This is a genomic window from Chitinophagaceae bacterium C216 (assembly GCA_028485475.2).
Taxonomy (GTDB): domain Bacteria; phylum Bacteroidota; class Bacteroidia; order Chitinophagales; family Chitinophagaceae; genus Niabella; species Niabella composti.
On the sequence record CP144143.1, the window covers coordinates 3,072,027 to 3,094,432 of the forward strand.

General features: G+C 40.7%; 17 protein-coding genes. 7 read left to right on the top strand and 10 right to left on the bottom strand.

From position 1 onward, the window contains the following. Window positions 1-32 precede the first annotated feature (32 nt). The 3 genes from PIECOFPK_RS13250 to PIECOFPK_RS13260 form a co-directional block, all read right to left on the bottom strand. Window positions 33-1,559, bottom strand: coding sequence for a RagB/SusD family nutrient uptake outer membrane protein (locus PIECOFPK_RS13250; protein WP_330973795.1), 1,527 nt, complete (start codon window positions 1,557-1,559; stop codon window positions 33-35). A gap of 30 nt (window positions 1,560-1,589) precedes the next feature. Further along, window positions 1,590-4,634, bottom strand: coding sequence for a SusC/RagA family TonB-linked outer membrane protein (locus PIECOFPK_RS13255; RefSeq protein WP_330973794.1), 3,045 nt, complete (start codon window positions 4,632-4,634; stop codon window positions 1,590-1,592). Between the two features lie 77 nt (window positions 4,635-4,711). Continuing rightward, a complete protein-coding gene (locus PIECOFPK_RS13260; RefSeq protein WP_330973793.1) occupies window positions 4,712-5,794 on the bottom strand; it encodes a family 43 glycosylhydrolase in 1,083 nt (360 codons plus the stop codon). Window positions 5,795-6,024: 230 nt separating this feature from the next. Here PIECOFPK_RS13260 and PIECOFPK_RS13265 point away from each other — a divergent pair, with 230 nt between their 5' ends. Continuing rightward, window positions 6,025-9,120, top strand: a complete 3,096-nt coding sequence (locus PIECOFPK_RS13265) for a two-component regulator propeller domain-containing protein (protein WP_409966108.1) — start codon at window positions 6,025-6,027, stop codon at window positions 9,118-9,120. A gap of 6 nt (window positions 9,121-9,126) precedes the next feature. Further along, entirely contained in the window at window positions 9,127-9,906 is a 780-nt protein-coding gene (locus tag PIECOFPK_RS13270; RefSeq protein ID WP_330973791.1) for a response regulator, read from the top strand. Between the two features lie 46 nt (window positions 9,907-9,952). Here PIECOFPK_RS13270 and PIECOFPK_RS13275 read toward each other — a convergent pair whose 3' ends face one another. Then, the gene (locus tag PIECOFPK_RS13275; RefSeq protein WP_330973790.1) at window positions 9,953-11,125 is read right to left on the bottom strand and encodes an AIR synthase related protein; all 1,173 of its coding nucleotides are present in this window, start codon (window positions 11,123-11,125) and stop codon (window positions 9,953-9,955) included. 219 nt (window positions 11,126-11,344) lie between these two features. On the opposite strand from PIECOFPK_RS13275, the gene PIECOFPK_RS13280 reads away from it, so the two are divergent. The 5 genes from PIECOFPK_RS13280 to acs all read left to right on the top strand — a co-directional run bounded on the left by PIECOFPK_RS13280 (window position 11,345) and on the right by acs (window position 16,255). After that, window positions 11,345-12,286, top strand: a complete 942-nt coding sequence (locus PIECOFPK_RS13280) for a bifunctional riboflavin kinase/FAD synthetase (protein WP_330973789.1) — start codon at window positions 11,345-11,347, stop codon at window positions 12,284-12,286. A 63-nt stretch (window positions 12,287-12,349) separates the two neighbouring features. Then, window positions 12,350-12,640: an Asp-tRNA(Asn)/Glu-tRNA(Gln) amidotransferase subunit GatC gene (gene gatC / locus PIECOFPK_RS13285; protein WP_330973788.1), complete on the top strand. Its 291-nt coding sequence runs from the start codon at window positions 12,350-12,352 to the stop codon at window positions 12,638-12,640. Between the two features lie 84 nt (window positions 12,641-12,724). Beyond that, a complete protein-coding gene (locus PIECOFPK_RS13290) occupies window positions 12,725-13,426 on the top strand; it encodes an ABC transporter ATP-binding protein (protein WP_330973787.1) in 702 nt (233 codons plus the stop codon). 100 nt (window positions 13,427-13,526) lie between these two features. Then, on the top strand, window positions 13,527-14,090 hold the full coding sequence (locus PIECOFPK_RS13295; protein WP_330973786.1) for a cob(I)yrinic acid a,c-diamide adenosyltransferase: 564 nt from the start codon (window positions 13,527-13,529) through the stop codon (window positions 14,088-14,090). Window positions 14,091-14,305: 215 nt separating this feature from the next. Continuing rightward, window positions 14,306-16,255, top strand: coding sequence for an acetate--CoA ligase (gene acs / locus PIECOFPK_RS13300; protein ID WP_330973785.1), 1,950 nt, complete (start codon window positions 14,306-14,308; stop codon window positions 16,253-16,255). 51 nt (window positions 16,256-16,306) lie between these two features. Here the strand turns inward: acs and PIECOFPK_RS13305 are convergent, their stop codons facing one another. The 6 genes from PIECOFPK_RS13305 to PIECOFPK_RS13330 all read right to left on the bottom strand — a co-directional run bounded on the left by PIECOFPK_RS13305 (window position 16,307) and on the right by PIECOFPK_RS13330 (window position 22,233). After that, on the bottom strand, window positions 16,307-17,638 hold the full coding sequence (locus tag PIECOFPK_RS13305) for a D-alanyl-D-alanine carboxypeptidase/D-alanyl-D-alanine-endopeptidase (protein ID WP_409966109.1): 1,332 nt from the start codon (window positions 17,636-17,638) through the stop codon (window positions 16,307-16,309). A gap of 37 nt (window positions 17,639-17,675) precedes the next feature. Beyond that, window positions 17,676-18,275 carry a phosphoribosylanthranilate isomerase gene (locus PIECOFPK_RS13310; RefSeq protein WP_409966110.1) on the bottom strand — a complete coding sequence of 200 codons (600 nt, stop codon included), beginning with the start codon at window positions 18,273-18,275 and terminating at the stop codon, window positions 17,676-17,678. Window positions 18,276-18,331: 56 nt separating this feature from the next. Continuing rightward, window positions 18,332-19,120: an indole-3-glycerol phosphate synthase TrpC gene (gene trpC, locus PIECOFPK_RS13315; protein ID WP_330973782.1), complete on the bottom strand. Its 789-nt coding sequence runs from the start codon at window positions 19,118-19,120 to the stop codon at window positions 18,332-18,334. A gap of 5 nt (window positions 19,121-19,125) precedes the next feature. Then, on the bottom strand, window positions 19,126-20,118 hold the full coding sequence (trpD, locus tag PIECOFPK_RS13320) for an anthranilate phosphoribosyltransferase (RefSeq protein ID WP_330973781.1): 993 nt from the start codon (window positions 20,116-20,118) through the stop codon (window positions 19,126-19,128). Between the two features lie 63 nt (window positions 20,119-20,181). Continuing rightward, entirely contained in the window at window positions 20,182-20,751 is a 570-nt protein-coding gene (locus PIECOFPK_RS13325) for an anthranilate synthase component II (protein WP_330973780.1), read from the bottom strand. Between the two features lie 63 nt (window positions 20,752-20,814). Beyond that, window positions 20,815-22,233 carry an anthranilate synthase component I family protein gene (locus tag PIECOFPK_RS13330; protein WP_330973779.1) on the bottom strand — a complete coding sequence of 473 codons (1,419 nt, stop codon included), beginning with the start codon at window positions 22,231-22,233 and terminating at the stop codon, window positions 20,815-20,817. Window positions 22,234-22,406 lie beyond the last annotated feature (173 nt).

Sequence of the window (22,406 nt, forward strand, 5' to 3'; positions counted from 1 at the left end):
AGTAGCATTGCTTATATGAACACTATCATGAATTAATATTTGGGATTTTGATTCAGGTAGGGGTTATTCAGCACCTCAACCTGTGGTATCGGGAGGCGAATATGCTTACCTACTTCAAAGTTTTTAAAGTCAGGGTCGCGTTGTGCTACTATATTTACTTTTTCCTGTGTATCTAAATCGCCCCAACGCTTTAAATCAGCCCAACGAACACTCTCCCCGCATAGTTCCAATGCTCTTTCCACTTTTAATCTTTCTCTAAACAAATCCTTATTATTTCCGATTGATGGATATTTTGTGGCCAGTGGCGCCATTTTAGAGCGTTGACGAACGCGATCTACATACTGATAAGCATCTGCAGTTTGTCCTAGCTCATTCAATACCTCAGCATACATCAATAGGATATCTGCAAATCTGATGACGCGATTATTCACCTCACTGAAGTAATCCTCATTATTACGATAATAATCTCTAGAATATTTCTTAAACCATGCTTCATCAGGATCCCATTCCCAGCTACGACCATATATTTTATCTCCGAAATCCTTTTCCAAATCAGGATAGAACAAGGAATATCTAAGGCGTGGATCAATTTCACCATCCACGGTTTTTTCTTTTTTAAACTCTTCAACTAGCCAGTACCTTGCCTGCCCATCACTCCAGCCAATACCTCTTGGAGCGAAAAACTGAGGCCTGTTAGAACCCATATTATTATCTACACAATCACAATCGCCTCCAGTATTTTCGTTGGAGTGCTGAATTTCAAATACCGACTCCTTATTATTTTCCTGAGTAGCACGGAAGTTTTCTTTAAAATCTACCAGGTCATACAAGTCCTTGCCTGCCCCTGTAAAGAAATAGTCTAGAGCGGTTTTTGCCTGTTGCCACTTATGTTGTTGCATGTACGTTCTTGCAAGCATACCATATGCAGAACCTTTAGTGGGTCGGCCTACATTAGCATCATCCCATTTTTCAGGTAAAGCCACTACAGCCTCATTAAGATCTTTCTCTACTTGAGCCCATACATCCTCTAATGGACTTTCAGGATGTTGTACGCCAGGATCAACCGGAGGTTCAAGCACAATAGGTATTTTTTCCCACAACAAAGCGGCATAATAATAATGGAAAGCTCTCAAGAATTTTGCTTGTGCCAATATCCGTTCTTTTTTAGTTGGATCGCTAAACTCAATATCGGGCACATATTTCAACACCTGATTACATCTGAATATTGCTTTATAGGTGTCGCGCCAGGTCCAGTTATTCCCTTCCCAGAAATCATAATTGACATATTGAAAACGGGTCCAGTCTCCCAGCTCTATCCAGGGACTTTTACTGAAGCCTTCATCGGATGTGAGATCCAATCTGAAGAAAATCCATCGGGCCCAAGTACCATCTTGATAAAACATGCCATAAATAGCATTCACTCCCTTTTCCGCATCAGCTTCTGTTTTCCAGAACTCTTCTACAGTAAGCGTATTGGGGTTCATCTGATCTAGCAGACTCTTACTACAAGATGGAGTAAGAAGTACCACCACAATAAGTATTAATAAAAGCTTTTTCATATGCTACTATATTTAATATCGTTATTCAATTTAGAAACCAAGCTGAAGACCTAAAGAATACATCTTTACGTTAGGATATACCCCGCTATCATACCCTTTCTCAAATATGCTGCTATTGCTAAACTCTGGATCTAAACCAGTATATTTAGTAATGGTGATAACATTCTGTCCGGTTAAGGAGATTTGAGCATTCGCAAATCCTATTTTCTTCAACAAATGATCCGGAAGATTATAGGCAATGCTAATCAACTTCAGACGGAAGAAACTTCCATTTTCAAGCCATCTATCAGTATCACCGCGCGAGTTAAGAGTAGAAGCATAATAGGCACGAGGCACATTAGTATTAGGATTCTCCGGTGTCCATGGCTTGATTCCTGAACGATAATTGGAGTTATCATCGAATCTATCAGTAACACTTCTGGGACCATTAAACACCTTAGCTCCAAAAGAACCAAACCAATCCATAGTAAATTCAAAATTCTTATAAGAGGCTCCAGTATTGAATCCTAGCTCTAGTTTCGGCCAGGGGCTTGCTACTATTACCTTATCTTCATTAGTAATCTGTCCATCCCCATTGTTGTCTTTAAATCTTATATCACCAGGTTTTGCTGTAGGTTGTATGATTTTACCTTCAGCATTTCTGTAGTTATCCACTTCTTCTTGCGACTGAAACAGTCCGTCAGTTTGCAGCATATACCACATACCAATGGGCTGTCCCACTCGTGTAACGGTATTGCCTACATACAATTCATTTCTTCCATAACCCAATTCCACCACTTTATTGCGAAGTGTAGTAAGATTTGCTCCCAGATAATATCCAAAGGCATGATCATAGTTACGATAAGTAGCAGAAAGCTCCCACCCTTTATTTTGTAAAGTGAGTGCATTGGAGCGAGGCGCACTACCATCGTGTCCTGTTGTCATCAGAATTGGAGATTGATACAGTACATCGGTAGTACGAGCTATAAAATATTCTGCTGATATGGACAACTTGTTATTTAAAACTGATAAATCAAAACCGTAGTTCTGCTGTCTTAAAGTTTCCCAGCGCAGATCGCTATTAGCCAACTGTACCTGTGTAGCAGCTAACTGTTTTTGCTGATTGACTCCCATAGTGATGGTAGTAAGAGTATTGATAAATGCCCGGGATTCGTAATAACCAATATTAGAACTACCCAATGTACCATAGTTGGCTCTTATCTTTAAGTCATTCACCCAATCTACGTTAAAGAAGTTTTCCCTACTGATTCGCCAAGCCGCTGATACAGATGGGAAGTTCCCCCATTTATGGCCTGCGCCGAGGCGGGAAGATCCATCCCGTCTGAAAACCACGTTTAACAGATACTTGTCATCATAAGCATATTCAGCTCTTCCAAAGTATGAAAGCAATACGGCTCTGTTTCTATACCCTCCTAACTTAGCATTCACGCCCTGGTCCAGCACATCATAATAATGTCCGGTTGAATTTTGGAGTATCTCACGTTTCTCACCCCATATCTGTGCATAATCATCCTGCTGGAAGGACTGACCCGCAATAACGGTTACATCGTGTTTGGAGAACTTATGTTTGAATGTTAAAGTATTTTCTATCAGTTTCGACACAAACTCAGCTCTATTCTCGTTAGCAATAGAAGGCTCGTATGCCTGATTAAGGGTCCAGTTACCCGGTCTTCTAAAATACTTGTAATGATCACGGCTGGTTTCATATCCCATGTTTAAACGGTATTTCAACCAATTGGTAAATTTGAGCTCCGACCATATATTACCACGAATTCTAAGGTTTTCATTGGTTTCATCTATGAGATTAGCTATAGCAAGAGGGTTGGTACCAAACGTACGCGCTTTCGCTTCATCGCCATAGCCATAGCCACCGGGATTATTGGGATTATACACAGGTATGGTTGGCAGCATTCGCACAACATCAATAATGGGGTTACCATTCATTTCATCGGCCTTTGCATTGGAGATGGCGATATTTTCACCAATACTGAAAATACCTTTTGAACCCTGAGTATTCACTCTAAAACTGAATCTATCAAAAGATGTACTAATTACCGTTCCTTTGTTTCCAAAATAGCCGAGAGATGTAAGGTAAGAACCATTCTTACCACCTCCTGAGAAAGATAGGTTTAAATCATTAACATGTCCTGTTCTGAACGCAACGTCTTGCCAGTCGGTATTAATAGTAGTATCCAACTGTTGTCTGGGTACCCCGGCATTATCATACGCCATATAGTTCAAGCGTGTAAATTCTTTAGTATCTGCAAGATCGTAGCGCGGCATAATCTGAATACCGGACTTTGCTGATACATCAATCTTCATCGGCCCCTCTTTACCTTTTTTAGTAGTAATGATGATCACACCGTTTGCTGCACGCGAACCGTAAATAGCCGCAGCAGAAGCATCTTTCAAAATCTGAATAGACTCAATATCACTGGGATTGAAATCTCTGTTAGCTGTAGTAATTAATCCATCTATCACATATAATGGATTTGTATTAGATAGGTTTTTTAAACCACGAATCTGAATCTGTGCTTCCGATCCGGGACGACCACCTCCTCTTACCTTAATACCTGTAGCAAGCCCCTGTAAGGCCTCCGCTACCGTTGTTGCCTGACGTTTTTTAACATCCGAAGCATTTACCACTGACACGGCACCCGTCAAATCTTTTCTTTGTTGTGTACCGTACCCTACCACAACAACCTCACCCAGGTCTATTGCTGAAACCGCCAGTTGTACGTTAATAGTTTTGCTATCTCCTACTAGTACTTCCTGCGAAGCATAACCTACATAAGAAAATACCAGCGTCTGACCAGGCTGTGCATCGATACTAAAGTTTCCCTGCTCATTGGTTACAGTAGCTGAAGTACCTCCCTTTATCGATACACTCACTCCGGGTAAAGGAGCATTTTTTTCATCCGTGACAGTACCGGTAATGATCTGCGCCATAATACCACTGGATAGAAAAAGAAGGATGAATAAAAAGAAGTATCGTTTTACAAGTCTTCTCATGATAAGATGACTTAAAGGTGCAGCATGATTACATGCTTTGGCTTGCGATTGTGTTAATCTCATATGACAACTTCGTTTATGAGTGAAAAGAATTGTATGCTAAAAAATATATGATTGGTTATTCATAAATAAACTCACACTTAAAATACGGGCTTAGGCTGTGGAGTATAAGAAGGAGTTCCATTATTAACAATGGGCCATCCATCCGCATCCCAATTTACTTTGTCCAACATCAATGCACGCTGGTTGACGCCGCCAATCATGGCATTATTCACATCCATAGCATGATATAACATCCAGTCATCACCATTCTTATCCGTTATTAATCGCGCATTATGTCCAGGCCCGGCAAATTTTTCGTTACGCTGTAAAACAAGGGTGCCATTGCCGCGCTCTGCAATATCCTTTCCGTTTTTATCGAGATAAGGACCTTTAAGATTTTTAGATCGTCCTACTCGTACCTGATATATACTTGCTGCTCCATCGCAACAATTATTCTTTGAACCAAAAAAGTAATAGTACTCTCCTTTCTTAAAAAGATTTACCCCTTCAAAATCACCGGCAGCAATTTTGAATTTCTGGCTCATATCTTTCACCTCCTTCCCGTCATCAGTAAGTTCTACCCCATAAGTTCCTTGTGATGGCGAATCATTATAACTACCCCAGAACAAATATTTTTTTCCTCCGTCTTCATAATAAAATGGATCAATAGAGTTGGGTACTCCTATTTCCGAAGACAAAAACATTTTACCCACGTCGGTAAAAGGGCCCGAAGGGGTAGAAGCAATGGCCAGCCCTATACCAGGATTAGGATCTGCCCATATCGAATAAGAATAGTACAGATGATACTTACCGTTTACAAGCGCGATATCCGGTGCCCAGATACCACCATCGGCTTTCCAGCTAGGCTTTACATTAAAGGCATCTCCGGAGTAAGTCCAATTAACAAGATCTTTAGAGCGTACAATAGCAACGATGTGAGATTTTTTGTCTGTATCCCAATAATCTTCAGTGCCATAAGCGTAGAAATAACCGCTCTCAGGATCCCATATTACCGTAGGATCGGCCAGTATAGGTTTAAACACAGGATTAACATACTCGGTATTCTCTATTGGATCCGGGTCGGGGGTAGACTGTGGGTCAGTTTCGCCTTTACCACAACCTTGAACTATAAATACAGTAAACAAAAATATCAAGCAGGCAGATACAATATTTAATTTCATACAGCAAACCTTTTCGACGGTGTTTAGTAAATCGTATCCATCAAAATTATTTTACCCCCAATACAACGGCCGTTTATTTTGTCTCAACTTTTCATCAAACTGTCTCAATCTTTTCATATAAGCGACGAGAGGATACAAAATGATTAAAATATTTGTAGGTTTGACTAAAACGGTTGTTGTTGCGTAATAGTATAATACATATCCTTCTTTGTATATGGTTTTCTTTTAGCATGTACTCATTGCATGCCCAGCCTTATTATTTCAAACACTTGCAGGTAGAAGATGGCTTATCCAATAATACAGCTATCTGTACCTTACAGGATAGCAAAGGCTTTTTGTGGTTTGGAACTAAAGACGGACTAAATCGCTACGATGGATATACATTTAAAATATATAGGAACAATCCTTCCGATAGCAATAGTATTGGCAATAATTCTATCTGGAGATTATATGAAGATGAAAAAGGAACATTGTGGGTAGGCACAGAAAGAGGTTTGTTTAGTTTTGATTACGCTACTGAAAGATTTACATTATTAAAAGATGCTCCTCAAGCTGAAATCAGCGGCATCACTACTGACAACGAGGGCAATTTATGGTTTTTGGCAGGTTTTAAAGTGCACCGATACACCCCTGCTACCAAAAAACTTGAAAGATTTGATAATACCAAAGAATTGTCTTTCTGCGTTACTATTACCCGTTCGCAAAAAGGAGAAATATGGATAGGTAATATTAGTGGAGAGCTGTTAAGATTTAATTCGCGAACCAATACGTTTAATATTTATAATGTATTCTGGCACTCTCCGCCCTCATCCTCCGGATGGATTGACAAAATATATGATACAGGGTTGGGATTCTTTTTTGTAGGCACCTCCAGTCAAGGTGTGAAAAAATTCAACCCCGACACAGGTCATTATGAAGATATCCTTACTTATAATGATGACAACACTGAAATTTATGTAAGAGATTTTATTCAAAATAAAGAAACTGAATTTTGGATTGCTACCGAAAGTGGCATCTATATATACGATTTACATCAAAACAGTTTTCAGCATCTTAAAAAAAACACTGTCAACCCCTATGCCCTATCAGACAACGCCGTTTATTCTTTTGCTAAAGATCGCGAAGGTGGTATATGGGCGTGTACTTATTTCGGAGGGATAAATTATTATTCTAACCAAAACCTCACTTTTGAAAAATTTTTTTATATCCCCGGTACAAATACCATTCAGGGCAATGCCGTCAGAGAAATAATAGAAGATCCGTGGAGTAATATATGGATTGGTACCGAAGATGCAGGATTAAACATCCTTAACCCTGCAACAGGCAAATTCACCACACTATCCCCTAAAGATGGTCATAGCGGCCTTACTCATACCAACATACACGGATTAATGATTGATGGAGACCATCTTTGGATCGGCACATTCGAACACGGCTTGGATATCATGGACATGCGCACCCGAAAAGTAATAAAACATTTCGCTTACGGACCAGGCCCCTACGAGCTGAAGAGCAACTTTATTCACTCTGTTTTTAAAACTAGTAACAACCGGATTCTTGTAGGAACTTCTAACGGTATTTATTTATATAACCGCCAACAACAAAACTTCAGGCAACTGGACTTTCTCCCCTCAGGCTTCTACTCTGCTATCACTGAAGATGCAAATGGCAACGTATGGCTAGGCACCTTTAAAAATGGCGTGTATTATTATAACCCTGAATTAGGTCGATATGGCCGCTTGAAGTATCTTCAAAACGGCACCGACCGTCTTGAAAAGAACCGCGTTACCTATACTTATATAGACAGTAATCATCAATTATGGATATGCACAGAGGACGGGCTTTTCTGCATCAATCTCAAAACCCAGCGCATCCGTTCTTTTTCTACAGCAAACGGGTTGCCTAGCAATCTGGTGTATTGCGTTATTGAAGACAATGAGCAATTTCTTTGGATTACCACTTCAAAAGGATTGGTCCGTATGAATCCTCACACGGGTGTGCTTAACATTTTCACACAGGCTAATGGGCTTTTAAGTGATCAATTCAACTACTCTTCTGCCTTTAAAGACCGTATGGGGCGCATTTACTTTGGCAGTGTAAAGGGGATGATACGCTTCGATCCCTCCCAACTGAACACCCCCCACATTGTTCCTCCTGTATATATCACCAGTATGCAGGTGAATAATATAGATGTAGATATCAACTCACAAGGACCATTACAGGAATCATTGTTAAACACGCCGCACATCCGTCTCAATTATATGCAGTCATCGTTGAGCTTCGACTTTGCTGCATTATACTATACATCACCACAAAATATTGAATATGCCTATAAGCTGGAAGGAGTAGACAAAGATTGGAATTACATAAAAACCAATCGCAGGGTATACTTCACCAATTTATCGCCGGGCATTTATAGGTTCGTTGTAAAATCCACCGACAGTAAAGGCAATTGGGCCAACAATGAAAAATCTTTAACTATTGAAATTCTCCCCCCTTGGTGGCTTAGCAAACTGGCGTATACAGTTTATATACTGTTAGGTATACTAGCCGTGTATATCGTTATTATGTTCTATCACAACCGCCAAAAAGAAAAACAAAAAATTCAGATGGCGCTTTTCGAAAGAGCTAAGGAAAAAGAAGCTTATGAATCCAAAATAGAATTCTTCACAAGTATTGCACATGAAATACGTACTCCACTTACCCTCATCAGGGCTCCGATGGAAAAAATTATGAACAATATCGGTCAAGTACCACAGGTCGAAAAATACCTGCGTGCGATGGATAAAAATACACAGCGACTTTTGGAGCTTACCAATCAACTATTGGACTTTAGAAAAGTAGAGTCGGGTGAGTTTTCTCTTAACAAAGAACAAGTAAATATTACGGAGCTGCTCCAAACATTGCATGTAAACTTTTTACCTCTTGCTGAACGTAAACAAATCAATTTCCAACTATCTATACCGTCCAAGAACGCTTATGCTTATCTAGATGAAGACGCTACCATAAAAATCATCAGCAACCTGATTGATAATGCCATAAAATACTGCAAATCCAGTGTAAACATTACGCTGCGCACCTCCTATATCAAGAAAGAAGTTATCATTACCATTACTAATGATGGACAGGTAATTCCACCTGAACTTCAGGAAAGAGTGTTTGAACCTTTCTTTAGAACGCCTCACGGTGAAAAAATTACCGGAAGCGGCATCGGATTATCACTGGCTAAATCGTTGGCTGAACTGCAAGGCGGAACAATTGTTTTACATTCTGCTGATGGAATCAATATCTTTACATTGCATCTACCATTAGATGCTAAATCATAAAAAACTTTGCAGACTACAGTGCACACGGAAAAACCCACCATACTAATTGTTGACGATAATGAAGATATCTTGGAATTCCTAAGTGATGATCTAGGAGAGCAATACCACATTCTCTCAGCTCTTAATGGTGTCCAGGCATTAAAGATTTTATCGGAAGAAGTCGTTCATCTGGTTATCAGTGATGTAATGATGCCTGAAATGGATGGCTTTGAGCTTTGCAGAAAAATCAAATCCAATTTCGAATTGAGCCATATTCCTATGATATTGCTTACAGCCAAAAACACCTTGCAGTCTAAAATTCAGGGATTGAACGAAGGAGCCGACGCCTATATTGAAAAGCCTTTCTCTCCTGAGCACTTGGCCGCACAGGTATCTAGTCTGCTTACCAACAGAAATAAGCTGAAGGAATATTTTATCAGCTCACCACTAGCACACATAAAAAGCATCGCTCACACCAAAACCGACGAAGAATTTCTAGAACGCTTGAATAATTGTATTGTCGAAAACATGGCCAATGAAGACCTTGATGTAGAGCATCTGGCTCTAGCCATGAATATGAGCCGCCCTACTCTATATCGTAAAGTGAAATCCATATCCAATCTTTCACCCAACGAAATGATTAACCTTTCCCGCCTGAAGAAAGCCGTAGAGTTGATGAGCCTAGGAACCATGCCCCTGAGCGAAATTGCAGAAAAAGTAGGTTATCATTCTTTAACACAGTTCGGTCGCAATTTTCAAAAACAGTTCGGCCAGACACCATCAGAATACATGCAAAACTTAAAATAAAAATGGAGCCTCATCGGCTCCCTATATTTTCAACAAAATAAATCATTTAATAACGGGCTATTACATCACCATTTTGCACGATATCTAGCCCTTTCTTATCCGCAGCTTCTACCCTTCCTATTATTTGTGCCTGCACGCCAAATGAAGCTGCCACAGCAATAATATCGGCTGCCGCGGCTTCAGTAGTATAAATTTCTAAACGGGTACCCATATTAAACACCTGATACATTTCCCTATCGTCGGCCCCACTGGCTTCCTTAATAATGTCAAAAATTACCGGAGGGGCAAAAAGATTATCCTTCACGATTTTTACGTTATCTGGAACATACTTCAAGCACTTAGTCTGTCCACCTCCACTACAATGAATCAATCCGTGAATCGCTTCGAAATGTTCTTCCAGCAACACCTTCATCACCGGAGCAAAAGTTCGAGTAGGGCTTAATATCAGCTTGCCGATAGTGGTCTCTGCACCGTCTATGGTAATGGTATCCGTCATGCGGTATTTACCAATATATACCACTTCCTTGTTTAATGAGGGCTCGTAAGTTTCAGGAAAATTATCGGCATAATATTTATTAAGCACATCGTGTCGAGCGCTAGTAAGGCCGTTGCTGGCAATACCACTGTTATAGGCTTGCTCATAATGGGTTTGCCCAAAGGAAGCCAGTCCTACAATTACATCACCTGCTGCAATTTTTTCATTGGTAATCAGCTTGCTTTTCGGCCATTTGGCCGCCATAGTACCGTTTACGGCAATGGTGCGCACCACGTCGCCTACATCGGCAGTTTCCCCACCCATAAAGGTGATATTCACGCCGTATTGCTTCATATTATCGAAAAATGCTTGACTACCATTAATCACCTCACTTAGCACTTCGGCCGGAATCAGCGTCTTGTTTCTGTCGATAGTCGAAGAAAAGGCCAGTTTATCGTAAATCCCCACACAAAGCAAATCGTCCAGATTCATCACTATGGCATCCTGAGCAATACCCCGCCACACACTGGCATCTCCGGTCTCTTTCCAGTACAAATATGCCAATATGCTCTTTGTACCTGCCCCATCGGCATGCATCACATTTACACTATCAGGATCTCCTGTCAGTACATCCGGATAAATTTTACAAAATGCATTAGAATACAACCCCTTATCAAGGTTCTTCACTGCTTCATGTACTTCTTCTTTCTGGGCCGATACGCCACGTTTGGAATATAACGACATGGTATATTTATTATGTTACCGGCACCGGTACAATACTCAGCGGTCTTGCGTCGCACACTTGTACTGCGGTACTCCTATCAACAATTCTTTTCAAAGGTGCGAAGATAACACAATCAACTCTATAGTGTTCTGCTAGGTAAGATTTTAAACCATTCGTTTATTCGATACGTTTTAAGTTATTCTGTCAGTTATTAACTTATCAGCTTAAATTTGCGCCCGATGAAAATCCATTACGATATTGATAAACTGCCCCTATTCAGAAATGCCGTAATTACCATCGGCACTTTTGACGGCGTGCACGAGGGGCACAAAAAGATTATTACTCAGCTAACCAAAACAGCACGTGAAGCTGACGGGGAGTCTGTCATCATCACGTTTCACCCACATCCCAGAAAAATTGTCACTTCATCCATACTAGGAATAAGACTGATTAATACACTAGAGGAAAAGATTGAATTGCTGGACAAATTGGGCGTGGATCACCTCATTGTAACGCCCTTCACCGATGCGTTTGCCAACCAGGAGCCTGAAGATTATCTGAAAAACTTTCTGATAGACAAATTTCACCCACACACCATCATTATAGGATACGACCATTGCTTTGGTAAAAACCGCCGGGGCAATTATAAATTATTAGAAGCCTTTAAAGATGTCTATCATTATCAATTAAAAGAAATTCCCAAACACATTCTGGAAGATATCGGCATTAGTTCCACAAAAATTCGCGAAGCAATCCTAAATGGCAATACTTCCATTACCAACCAACTTTTGGGATATGATTTCTTCTTTGAAGGAGAAGTGGTACATGGCGATAAATTAGGCCGGGAGCTGGGTTATCCCACCGCCAATCTCAAAGTAGTGAATGAAGAAAAAATTATTCCTGGTGATGGCATCTATGCCGTATACGGCTCGCTAAAGAACGATGACAACAGTTATGGACCACGAATAAAAGGTATGATGAGCATCGGTTTCCGGCCCACGGTAGACGGACAAAAAAGGGTTATAGAAGTCAATCTGTTTGACTTCAATGAAGATATTTACGGTCGTACGTTGCGCGTATATGTAAAAAAATTCCTGCGATCCGAAGAAAAATTTGAAACATTAGACGCACTAGTCAAAAAAATCAATGAGGATAAGGAGGAAAGTTTAAAAGTTTTGTAAATATATAACAAACAATATTCAATTAAAATAATTTTTAATTTATATTTCACCTAACTTTGATAAATGGAAGTAAATGAATCTTTAATCGATAAATTAGCGCATCTTTCCAAACTCACATTTACCGAGCAGGAAAAAAAAGACATCGCAACTGATTTGCAAAATATGATTGGGTTCGTGGAAAAACTCAAAGAATTGAACTTAGCTGATGTAGAACCTTTAATGCATATGAGCGATGAAGTTAACGTGTTGCGCGATGACGAAATTAAAGGTTCCATTAGCAGGGAGGAGGCGCTGAGTAATGCACCCGAAACTGATGGCCGATTCTTCTTAGTACCGAAAGTGATTAAGAAGTAAAATCTGTCATCCATAAAAAAAATGGTACTGTATTTGCAAGTGAGTGGTATTGTATTTGCAAATTAAAATACAACGAACCCATTTATGTCGGGCATAATTCATATCGAACAACTTAGGAAAAGTTACTTCATGGGGCCGCACGAGCTGCCCGTACTAAAGGGGATATCGTTGGATATTTATAAAAATGAATATGTAGCTTTAATGGGTCCTTCCGGAAGTGGAAAAAGCACCTTAATGAACATTCTAGGTTGTCTTGACAGTCCCACATCCGGTACTTATATATTAAACGGACACGATGTAAGCAAGATGGCAGACAACGCACTTGCTGAAATCAGAAACAAAGAAATAGGGTTTGTATTTCAACAATTCAACCTATTACCCCGACTTACAGCGCTCGAAAACGTGGCACTACCGCTGATTTATGCGGGCGTGCCCAAAAACATACGTAACGAAAAGGCTATGCATGTACTAGAAATGGTAAACCTAACCGAACGTAGTCATCATAAACCTAACGAACTCAGTGGTGGTCAATGCCAGCGGGTGGCAATTGCCCGTGCATTGGTAAACGACCCTTCTTTAATTCTTGCTGATGAGCCAACAGGCAACCTCGACACTAAAACCTCCTACGAAATCATGGACATTTTCAGTAACATTCACAGCAGAGGGAATACTGTAGTTTTAGTGACACACGAAGAGGATATTGCCCGCCATGCTCATCGTATCGTACGCTTGAGAGATGGAGTTATCGAAAGCGACGAAAAAGTGGAAGACCACGTTCATTCATAAAAGTAATGTGTATATGCGATTCTCAAATTCTATATACTCTACTATTTCTATACACTCTACTAACAATCTTAATAACTTAAGCTCTCTAATCTAACACCGCATGGCACACAAGATTTATACAAAGACAGGAGACAGAGGTAGAACCACCCTTATAGGTGGAACTAAGGTAAACAAAGGCTCTGATCGCCTAGAAGCGTACGGAACTATAGACGAACTGAATGTCCACATCGGACTCTGCAAGGACCTTATAAAGGACAAAAAATGCATGCAGGTGCTTGAAGTAATTCAGGACAAACTGTTCATCATCGGTTCAGAGCTAGCTTGTGATCCATTCAAAAGCACAAAAATGTCGCTCCCCGATGTTTATGAAAGCGATTGTGCATTCTTAGAAAAAGAAATCGATCGCATGGATGAAGTATTAGAACCACTAAATGCTTTCATCTTACCGGGTGGGCACAGCACTGTATCTCAAGTGCACATTGCACGCTGTGTATGCCGCAGAGCAGAAAGATGTTGTGTGCGCCTACAGGAAACAGAACCCGTTCCTGCAATTATTATCAAATACCTTAACCGATTAAGCGATTATCTCTTCGTCTTGGCAAGATATACAGCCGCTCGATTAAAGGTGAAGGAGGTGCTGTGGAAGCCTAAAACCGTCGTTTAACTACCAAGAACCCAACAAATATTTACTGACGTCGGATTAACATATACTATATATGAACAATCCGAGGCAGTATTGTATTGGATAAATACAAACATTTATTCAATATAATTACTAAAACTGGCTTAAATATTAACAACAACAGATTTTAATACGCTATGAGCCCTGCAATTCAACATAGTTTTTATTATATTAGCCCTCCAAAAAAATAAATTGCGATGTCATATCCTTTTCAGATCAAATCCTTGGATCAATACCATGCGGATTATAAGCGCAGCTTGGAAGATCCCGAGGGATTTTGGAGCGAGGTAGCCGATTGCTTCGAATGGAAAAAAAAGCAGCCTTTTAGTAAAAGAGTTTTAGAATGGAACTTTACAGAACCTCGGGTAAAATGGTTCGAAGGCGCTAAACTAAACATTACCGAAAACTGTCTCGACAGGCACTTAGAAAAATTAGGCGACACACCAGCCATCATCTGGGAGCCTAACGATCCCTCAGAAAAAACAAGAACACTTACCTACAAAGTACTGCACCGCAAAGTATGTGAGTTTGCACAAGTACTTCGTAACAACGGTGTAAAAAAAGGCGATCGGGTTTGTATCTACATGGGCATGATTCCTGAGTTACCTATTGCTGTATTAGCCTGCGCCAGAATCGGTGCCATTCATTCAGTAATATTCGGAGGGTTTTCTGCCCAAAGTATAGCAGATAGACTGCAAGATGCCCAGGCAGAATATATCATCACCTGCGATGGTGCCTATCGCGGTGCTAAAGATATCCCCCTGAAAGCTATTATTGACGATGCACTGATAGGCAACACTACTGTTAAAAAAGTAATTGTACATACGCGCACACGTACTCCGGTAAGTATGATCAAAGGGCGTGATGTATGGTGGAGAGATGAAGTAGATGATGTTATCGAAACCATGCACGACGAGGCACTAAAGGCGCCGGCCGAAGAGATGGATGCAGAAGATCCTTTATTTATCCTATATACCTCCGGTAGTACCGGCAAACCTAAAGGGGTAGTGCATACCGTTGCAGGCTATATGCTTTGGACTGCCTACACTTTTGTAAACGTATTCCAGTACAATCCCGGCGATGTCTTCTTCTGTACAGCTGATATAGGCTGGATCACAGGCCACAGCTATATCGTGTACGGTCCTTTGCTCTCTGGAGCCACCTGTCTTATGTTTGAAGGTATTCCTACATGGCCCGATGCAGGAAGATTCTGGGATATTGTACAAAAACACAAAGTAAACATCTTATATACAGCCCCTACCGCTATTCGTTCTTTGATGAGTTATGGGCTGGAACCTTTAGAAGGTAAGGATCTTTCCTCATTAAAAGTGCTGGGTACTGTAGGCGAACCTATTAATGAGGAAGCTTGGCACTGGTATCACGAACATGTGGGTAAGAAAAAATGCCCCATAGTGGATACCTGGTGGCAAACAGAAACAGGAGGAATCCTCATCTCTAACTTAGCAGGTATCACGCCTGCAAAACCCAGCTGGGCAACACTTCCACTGCCAGGAGTAAAACCCGTACTGGTAGATGATAAAGGCGAGGAAATCACCGAGCTGACTGACGATTACTATAAAGGTAATCTTTGTATAACTATGCCATGGCCGGGTATTCTGCGTACTACTTGGGGCGATCATGAGCGTTGCCGTCAAAATTATTTCAGTGCTTATCCTGGTAAGTATTTTACCGGTGATGGTGCTTTAAGAGATGAAGAAGGCAACTTTCGTATTACCGGTCGCGTAGACGATGTACTAAACGTAAGTGGCCACAGGCTCGGAACCGCAGAAGTAGAAAATGCTATCAACATGATGGCTGGCGTGGTAGAAAGCGCCGTAGTAGGATATCCGCACGAAGTAAAAGGTCAGGGTATATACGCTTATGTTGTGCTGGATAACAAGCATTATAGAGAAGAAGATATAGAACTGACCAAACAAGACCTTCTCGCTACTGTATCCAGAATTATCGGCCCTATAGCCAAACCCGATAAAATACAGTTTGTGAGCGGATTACCTAAAACTAGAAGCGGTAAGATTATGCGTCGCATTCTGCGTAAAATTGCTGAGGGCGATGTGGACAATTTAGGTGATACTACTACATTGCTAGATCCAGCAGTAGTTGAAGAAATAAAAAAAGGAAGACAATAAGAAAAACCTTTTGATAAAAAAATCCATCTCATGTGGAGATGGATTTTTTTATTAGTACTTCGTGTATACAGATCGCAAAAACCGCTCCACCGCCTTGCGCACTTCAGTTGCACTGGCATGGTGGTTATTCACCAATATCGAAAAAATCAGTTGTTTACCACTCTCAACAAATATGTATCCGCTAAGTGCTACTACGCCACTAAGCGTACCGGTTTTAGCAAATATCTTATTCTGGGCATCTAAGTAATAGCTGCTAAGCGTTCCTTCACCGCCGGTGGGAAAAATAACTTTTAATCGTTCCATTCCGAACTCCTGCTGCATTTTATGAAGAATCGCAACAAAATCTTCAGGAGTAAATAAATTGTAGCGACTGAGTCCCGAACCGTCGGCCCAGCGGGGCTTTTGTGGTAAATCTTTAAAATCATGCTCCAATATATATTTAATAATATCGGCATCAGACATAGTACCCAACACAGCCCTACTTACCATTAATAAAGTTTGTTCGGCAAAGAAATTATCGCTCCTATGCATTAACAATTGTAGCATAGAATCCAGCGGCTGCGAGTAAACAACATATCTATTGGCTTGACCTCTTATCTCCGTAGCATCATTGAGAAAATGAATAGGCTTTTTGAGAGTATCGGCGAGTAATTGCCATCCCAATTTTTTATTAGTTATAAAGGGCACTCTAATCTCCTTATCAGCATCACCATTCAAATAGAGGCGATAACTATTATTCCTAAGTCGTCGAGTGACATTGGTTAGATTACTTTTGTTTCCAATAGTCTCTATTTGCCAATATAAGTTAGAATCAGTATTTCGAGGAAAGTATCTTAATGTTCCATCCTGCTGTTTGCCATAAAACCAAACTAGATTGCAATATATAGGCAAAGCAGAACGTTCTGGCATATAGCTGGCATCATAATCCCCCCAACTCCAGCCACTCCCCCATGCTGTTGTTTTAATACTATCGGTAGCTGCATAAATAGGCTTTTCTGCCTTCATCAGAAAATCAAATACAGGCTGATTACTAAATTCAGGGTCCAACAATGTAGGGTCGCCCGTACCCCTTACCACCAATTTATCCGCATATTCGCTGACTTCTAGTCCGACGAGACTATCTTTCAAATATTTCATTGCAGCATAACAGGTAGGAATCTTAGTATTACTGGCCGGAACAAAATATTTATCACTGTTATGATTAAAGATAAACTTACCTGTTTGCGGATCATAGATGCTAATGCCGACGTGGGCATTTGCCATTCCTTTTGCTGACAGTAATTCTTTAGCCGGACCTTTTGCAATTTGTTTTTGTACATTACAAGATACCAGTAAAATCAGGCCCAGAGAGCAAATCCACTGAAATAATCTGGCATGAATCATAAAATTGGAAAAAAGACTATTTAAAGATAACCTACTTCTACGATAATTGACGCACAAAGTGGCGAATCTTATCAATTTCCTTATCCCCAGGCTGCCGCTCGAAGCGGCTGTTTATATCAATTGCAAATACATCCTCTTCGTCAATAAATGTTTTTATAGCATCCGCATCATTTGGGCCTATTCCTCCACTGAGGAAATAGGGTATTTTTAAAGAGGAACTTTTCAAAACGGACCAGTCAAATTGCTTTCCTGTACCTCCGTATTCTTGCGCCTTTGTGTCAAACAAAAAATAATGAACAGCGTCTTCATAAGGTTGCACCAGCTGTTGCACATCTTCATCTCCTTTTACACGAAAAACCTTCATCACAGTTACCCTGTCTTTAAGAGACTGACAGAATGCCGGTGTCTCATCTCCATGCAATTGCACCATATCGAGCCCGTAATTGTCGATTATTTGCAGTATTTTTTCTACAGTTTCATTTACAAACACCCCTACTTTCTGTATAGAGGTAACCGCTTTAATATCGGACGCACTCAGTTTAGCTCCTACATAGCGAGGAGATTTTTCATAGAATATAAATCCTGCAAAATCCACTCCCATAGCAGCAAGTTCCTGAACCTGCTGTAAAGAAGTCATTCCACATACTTTTATCTTGACACGATGCATAACAAATGAGCGTAATCAAAAACAAATTAGAGTGCAGATTGTAATTCTTGCACAAATGCAGCAAAAGCCGCGGGAGTATCGGCTTGTTTCATAAAATGCTCGCCGATAAGAAATCCTTTAAAGCCGTTTTTTCTAAACAATACAATATTTTCGATACTACTAATACCGCTTTCCGCAATTTTAATAGTATGAGCCGGAAGTTTTTCCGCCATGCGAAGACTGCGCTCTATATCAACCTTAAAAGTTTTCAAATCACGATTATTGATTCCTACAATAGAAGTGGCATCACAGATGTGTGCGAGCTCTTCTTCTGCATGCAATTCCAGTATCGTCTGCAATCCCAATGAACGGGCAAATTCAGCTAGATGTTTCACTTCCTGAGGAGTGAGACACGCTGCAATCAATAAAATAACATCCGCACCAATGGACTTAGCTTCTACAATCTGATACTCATCTACAATAAAATCTTTTCGTAGAATAGGAATATCATTCTTACGAGCTTGCATCAAATCCTCATCAGAGCCACCAAAAAACTTTTCATCTGTCAACACTGAAAGTGCGGCAGCTCCGTGTTGGGTATACGCTGTTGTAATTTCGTTTACGTTAGCGTGCTCTTTTATAAATCCTTTGGAAGGCGATTTTCTTTTAAACTCCGCGATAATACCGGTACTGCCTTCTTGTAATAGTGAATCGGAAAGCGATCGCACGGGAATAGAAAATGCCGGCCTTGCCTCTAACTCCTTAATTGAGGTTTGACTCTTTCTTGTCGCAACTTCCGCTTTTTTATGTACAACGATGGTATCTAAAATATTCATATGCGCTACTGTAGTGAAATTAGTTTTTCTAAACAAGCTTTTGCCCTGCCGCTCTTTAAGCTTTCTTTTGCTGCTGCAAATGCATCTTCATAACTGTTGTATTGACCCGTAACCTGCAATGCCACGGCGGCATTAGCCAATACTACAGCTTCCTGTTCAGGAGTACCATCTCCATTTATAATATTTTTGAAAATAGTCGCAGCTTCTTCAACACTTTGCCCACCCGAAATAGCTTCAGGCTTTACTTCCAAGCCGGCAAGCTGAATGGCACTTAATACTTTCTCTCCCTGTTTTGTTATCAGTTTACTATCTCCTGTAAGCGATATTTCATCATAGCCATCCAGTCCGTGTATAATAGCGAAATTGCGCTCCTTTTGTTGGAAAAGATAGTTATACAGACGCGCCATTTCCAGATTATACACTCCTATAACGCTGTATGTAGGAAATGCAGGATTCACTAGCGGCCCCAGCATATTGAAGAAGGTGCGCATCCCCAGATTCTTCCTAATTGGAGCTACATTCTTTAGAGCAGGGTGAAATAAAGGAGCATGCATGAAACATATATTGGCTTCATCCAGTTCACGTTTCAGTGCTGCATTATCATTCTTGAATTTATACCCTAGTGATTCTATCACATTAGAGGAGCCGCTAATTGCTGAGGCACCATAATTACCGTGTTTGGTCACTTTTACACCTGCTCCGGCAACAATAAAGCACGACAATGTAGAAATATTGAAAGTATTTTTACCATCTCCACCGGTTCCTACAATATCTACAGTTTCCCATTCGCTAAAATCCATGCGCAGACAAAGCTCTAGCAAAGCATCCTGAAAACCCTGCAGCTCCTGTAACCCGATGCTGCGCATCAGAAACACCGTCATGAATGCCGTTACTTCATGCTCATTGTATACACCTCTGCCGATGTTGACAAGCACCTCCTTCGCCGTTTGCCTGTCCAAAGTTTTATGTTCAAACAATAAAGACAGTATCTTTTTCATTGAAATTGTGTTTATGTTGCGGATTGATAAAAAGCTGAAATATCTCAGCACATCACGTGATTGCTACGCTTTTAGCCAGTTACGCATAATTTGCTCTCCCATGGGAGTAAGCACGCTTTCTGGATGAAACTGTACACCACGCACATCATATTTTTTATGGCGCAATGCCATAACAAAATCTTGCTCGTCTACAGCAGTAATTTCAAGTTCTTCAGGGAACCCGTCTCTATCCACCACCCACGAATGATACCGTCCCACTTCAATATGCTCCGGAAGACCTTTAAACAACTTTTCATCTTCTACTATAATTCTACATGGAGTAGCAATCCCATGATATACTTTAGAAAGATTGGTTAGTTTACCCCCGAACACTTCACCGATAGCCTGCTGCCCCAAACATACACCCAGTATGGATTTGCTGGGAGCATACTCTTTTATCAAGGGTAATAACAATCCGGCTTCTTCTGGAATACCCGGCCCCGGAGATAAAATAATTTTATCGTATTGCTTTACTTTCTCCAAAGGAATCTGATCGTTTCTGAAAACATCTACTTTCTGGCCGATAATTTTTTCAACCAGGTGTACCAGATTATATGTGAAAGAATCGTAATTATCGAAAACTAACAGTTTCATGTAGTATGAAAAATTAAAAATTGAATATTGTTAACCCACATAGCACTAACATATATGCTACCATTACTGTACTTTCTGTGCCTCTACTATTGCCTTTTTAAGTGCTCCTAGTTTGTTATTTACTTCCTGCAATTCATTTTCGGGAATGCTTGCCGCCACCACGCCAGCACCGGCCTGATAATACAATGTATTATTTCGGCTCATGAAAGTGCGGATCATAATCGCCTGATTACAGTTACCATTAAAACCCATAAACCCTACTGCTCCGGCGTAATAGCCACGGGGTGTAGGTTCCATTTCACTAATCAATTGCATGGCTTTAATCTTCGGAGCTCCGCTTAAAGTTCCTGCCGGAAATGTTTTAGCAAAAAGCTCGAAAGAATTTACTGATTGGTTCACCTCACCGGTTACTTCACTCACCAAATGGATAACGTGCGAATAAAAATGAGTTTCGCGAAACTGATGCACATGAACATTGGTACAGCCTCGACTCAGATCGTTTCTCGCCAGATCCACTAGCATTACATGCTCAGCATTTTCTTTGGGATCATTCTGTAGACGGATGGTTTCTTCCCTATCTATCTTTTCATCGCCAGTACGCTTTACCGTGCCTGCAATCGGATGCACAATGGCTTTCCCATCCCTGATAATAAGCTGCGACTCTGGTGATGAGCCCATCAATTTATAATCGCCATAATCGAAATAAAACAGATAAGGAGAGGGATTGATATTGCGTAAAGTGCGATATACATTAAACTCATCTCCTATGAACGATTGTTGAAATCTACGACTGGGTACAATCTGAAACACATCTCCCCGATAACAGTGCGCAATACACTTCTTAACAATTTCGATAAAATCGCTATCAGACATATTGGAACGCTCTTCTCCCACCGCCTTAAAGGGATAAACCGGAACATCGCGCCCGCGAATCAGCGACAGCACAATATCCTTCTCACTTTGAATGCCCGGAATTTCATTTTCACAAAGAAAGAGCTCGTCTTTAAAATGATTGATGGCGATTACATACTGATACAAACGATAGCGCATCAGCGGAATTGCATCCGGATCATTTTGAAATACTGCGCCAGGGATAGTTTCGAAAAATTTTATGGCATCGTAAGAGGTATACCCGTACAATCCTTGCGCAAACGTGGCCACCTTAGAAGCCTCACCCTCTACCTCAAATCTCCGCATAAAGTTGTTCAACACATCCGATATGGGCTCATCCCCCTTTAACTGTATCGTTTCGGGAGTACCGCCTGGCAGCTTGAATTCAATTTTATTGTCAGCACCAATTTCGATACCTGCTACGGCATTCACCCCAATAAAAGACCAACTGTTCTCCAGAGCATGATTATCGGTACTCTCCAACAATACGGTATCTCTGAATCGGTCACGCAGACGCAAATAAATACCCACTGGAGTAAACACATCGGCCAGCATGGATGTTACATGTGTTTTAATTTTTACTGTTTGCATGGTTCTTTTATTAAGTTAAAGGAGCCTAGCAGTTGGTATCATGTGCTAAAGGCCGGAAATTAACAAAAAACCCCGGATTCACTCCGGGGTTCTTGAATATCATTCATTCTTTTTTGGAAATGCATGGCATTACAATACCCCAGAAGAGTTTGTGTGCCACCACCACCAAAAGA

Excerpts from the sequence above, each read along its gene's own strand:
- trpD (WP_330973781.1), bottom strand. The coding sequence starts at position 20,118 with ATGAAAAAGATACTGTCTTTATTGTTTGAACATAAAACTTTGGACAGG.
- acs (WP_330973785.1), top strand. The coding sequence starts at position 14,306 with ATGTCATATCCTTTTCAGATCAAATCCTTGGATCAATACCATGCGGAT.
- PIECOFPK_RS13275 (WP_330973790.1), bottom strand. The coding sequence starts at position 11,125 with ATGTCGTTATATTCCAAACGTGGCGTATCGGCCCAGAAAGAAGAAGTA.
- PIECOFPK_RS13260 (WP_330973793.1), bottom strand. The coding sequence starts at position 5,794 with ATGAAATTAAATATTGTATCTGCCTGCTTGATATTTTTGTTTACTGTA.
- PIECOFPK_RS13255 (WP_330973794.1), bottom strand. The coding sequence starts at position 4,634 with ATGAGATTAACACAATCGCAAGCCAAAGCATGTAATCATGCTGCACCT.
- PIECOFPK_RS13250 (WP_330973795.1), bottom strand. The coding sequence starts at position 1,559 with ATGAAAAAGCTTTTATTAATACTTATTGTGGTGGTACTTCTTACTCCA.
- PIECOFPK_RS13280 (WP_330973789.1), top strand. The coding sequence starts at position 11,345 with ATGAAAATCCATTACGATATTGATAAACTGCCCCTATTCAGAAATGCC.
- PIECOFPK_RS13305 (WP_409966109.1), bottom strand. The coding sequence starts at position 17,638 with ATGATTCATGCCAGATTATTTCAGTGGATTTGCTCTCTGGGCCTGATT.
- PIECOFPK_RS13310 (WP_409966110.1), bottom strand. The coding sequence starts at position 18,275 with ATGACTTCTTTACAGCAGGTTCAGGAACTTGCTGCTATGGGAGTGGAT.
- PIECOFPK_RS13330 (WP_330973779.1), bottom strand. The coding sequence starts at position 22,233 with ATGCAAACAGTAAAAATTAAAACACATGTAACATCCATGCTGGCCGAT.
- PIECOFPK_RS13295 (WP_330973786.1), top strand. The coding sequence starts at position 13,527 with ATGGCACACAAGATTTATACAAAGACAGGAGACAGAGGTAGAACCACC.
- trpC (WP_330973782.1), bottom strand. The coding sequence starts at position 19,120 with ATGAATATTTTAGATACCATCGTTGTACATAAAAAAGCGGAAGTTGCG.
- PIECOFPK_RS13290 (WP_330973787.1), top strand. The coding sequence starts at position 12,725 with ATGTCGGGCATAATTCATATCGAACAACTTAGGAAAAGTTACTTCATG.
- gatC (WP_330973788.1), top strand. The coding sequence starts at position 12,350 with ATGGAAGTAAATGAATCTTTAATCGATAAATTAGCGCATCTTTCCAAA.
- PIECOFPK_RS13325 (WP_330973780.1), bottom strand. The coding sequence starts at position 20,751 with ATGAAACTGTTAGTTTTCGATAATTACGATTCTTTCACATATAATCTG.
- PIECOFPK_RS13265 (WP_409966108.1), top strand. The coding sequence starts at position 6,025 with ATGTACTCATTGCATGCCCAGCCTTATTATTTCAAACACTTGCAGGTA.